The organism is Endozoicomonas atrinae, from assembly GCF_001647025.1.
Lineage (GTDB): Bacteria > Pseudomonadota > Gammaproteobacteria > Pseudomonadales > Endozoicomonadaceae > Endozoicomonas > Endozoicomonas atrinae.
Genome location: NZ_LUKQ02000535.1, coordinates 1 through 1,571, shown reverse-complemented (window position 1 = coordinate 1,571; position 1,571 = coordinate 1). Strand labels below are relative to the sequence as shown.

Genomic DNA, 1,571 nt, shown 5'->3' with positions numbered 1-1,571 from the left:
CAGCTTCTTCAGCCGCTGAACAATGCCCTGCTTGTCAGGTCGCCCGTCCAGATACCGCTTGATGGCTGCCCGTTCCGCACCGCCCAGACTCTTGAGTCCAGGCACCGAGTAGTGAGGCGCATTGCGGCTATTGTACCAGTCGCGCTCCCGGCGCTTGGTGGCACTTCCCCCGTCCTGGGGGTCGTATTTACCACCATCTTCCTCAATCCCAGCAAAGTCGTCGTCCGTCCACTCATCGCTATCGAGCGTGCCATCGTCCACCGCATCCAGCAGGTCGTCTACTTCGTCCCTTTTGGTTTCTCTGGCAGACTCAGTGGCTCGCTCTCCGGGTTCTCCCGGTTCACTTTTTCCGTTGCCTCTTTCAGCAGTTTGAACAGGCTGGGCTTGTTGGGTCTCCCAGTCGCGCTCCCCGCGCTTGATGGGATTTCCCCCTTCCCTGGGGGGCTGCTTCGGGTCTTTGATCGGTGTGCTCTTGTCGCCATAGTCTCTCTCCAGCGTGTTATTTGTCTGGTCAATCAGATCATTCAGCGATGCATCCGGGGTACCGAACATATCCCCATCGGCCTGCCCCTGCTTCTGGAGGTACTGTTCAATCTGGTTGGCCAGCTCACTGAGTGCCTGCCCTACCTGCTTGCTCTTATTCAGGTTGGCATCGAGCCAACGAGCAAACATTTCCGTTTCCGGGCTGAAGCTGTCCAGCAGGGAGCGTTGATCCAGAATCTCATCCACCGACTGGTTTCGGTTGCGGCTGTCCTGCAAAATGCGACTGGCTTCTACCAGTGACTCAATAACGCCATAACCTCCCAGCTCCGAGTCTACCCCTTGCGCCCTGGCAAAGTGCGGTGCCGCCATGGCCAGTGACTTGATCAGGTTTTTCAGGTCAGGCTTGTCGTCCTCGGCAAACAGGCTATTGAGGCGGTCATCGCCGTAGGCTTTCATAAACAGGGCCGACTCCACACGGTCGCGCATCTGCTTATTCCAGTTACCGTCCCTGGTCTTCAGCTCTCCGGCCTCATCACCGAGCCGGTCAGCAAACCTTGCAAGAAAGGTGTCGTTACTGCGGTTCAGCAGGTCACCCGTGCCATCGGTATCAAAGTGGCTCAGGTCTTCCTGGGTAATGCGGGCGGCGTCCAGTTTGGCTTTTTCAGCCGGAGACATCGTAGAGGTTTCGGGCTTGTTGGCTTCCTTGGTGAACGACACCCGATCTTCGGTATCGAGCTTGCCCTGCCGCTGGCGTACCAGTACCGGCTGGCTGAATTTATCCATATCCCCTGGCTTCAGGCCAAAGGCTTCCGCGTTGTCCTTCAGGTACTGGCGGTATGCCGCTGACCGTTCAGGGTGGTTACGGTAGGCTTTGCGGATTGCTGACACACGGCCATTGCCGCTTTCCACCACACGGTCGCTGCCAATGATCGGCGCACCGCTGCTGGCCAGTGGGTTGGCACCGAGCTTCTTCGGGTTCAGCTTGCTGGCAATGCCCCTGATCTGGGTTTCACTGGCCTGCCTTGCCCGATCCCGTGGTTGCAGCTCTGCCGGGTATTGAGGGTTTACCTTGCCGGTGTCGTTATGGC

The 1,571-nt window shown here is 58.2% G+C and carries 1 protein-coding gene; it reads right to left on the bottom strand.

Annotated elements, in window-relative coordinates; all coding sequences use genetic code 11:
* Positions 1-1,571 (bottom strand): hypothetical protein (locus tag AK963_RS33950; RefSeq protein ID WP_066018711.1); only part of this gene is annotated, 1,571 nt, incomplete at both ends.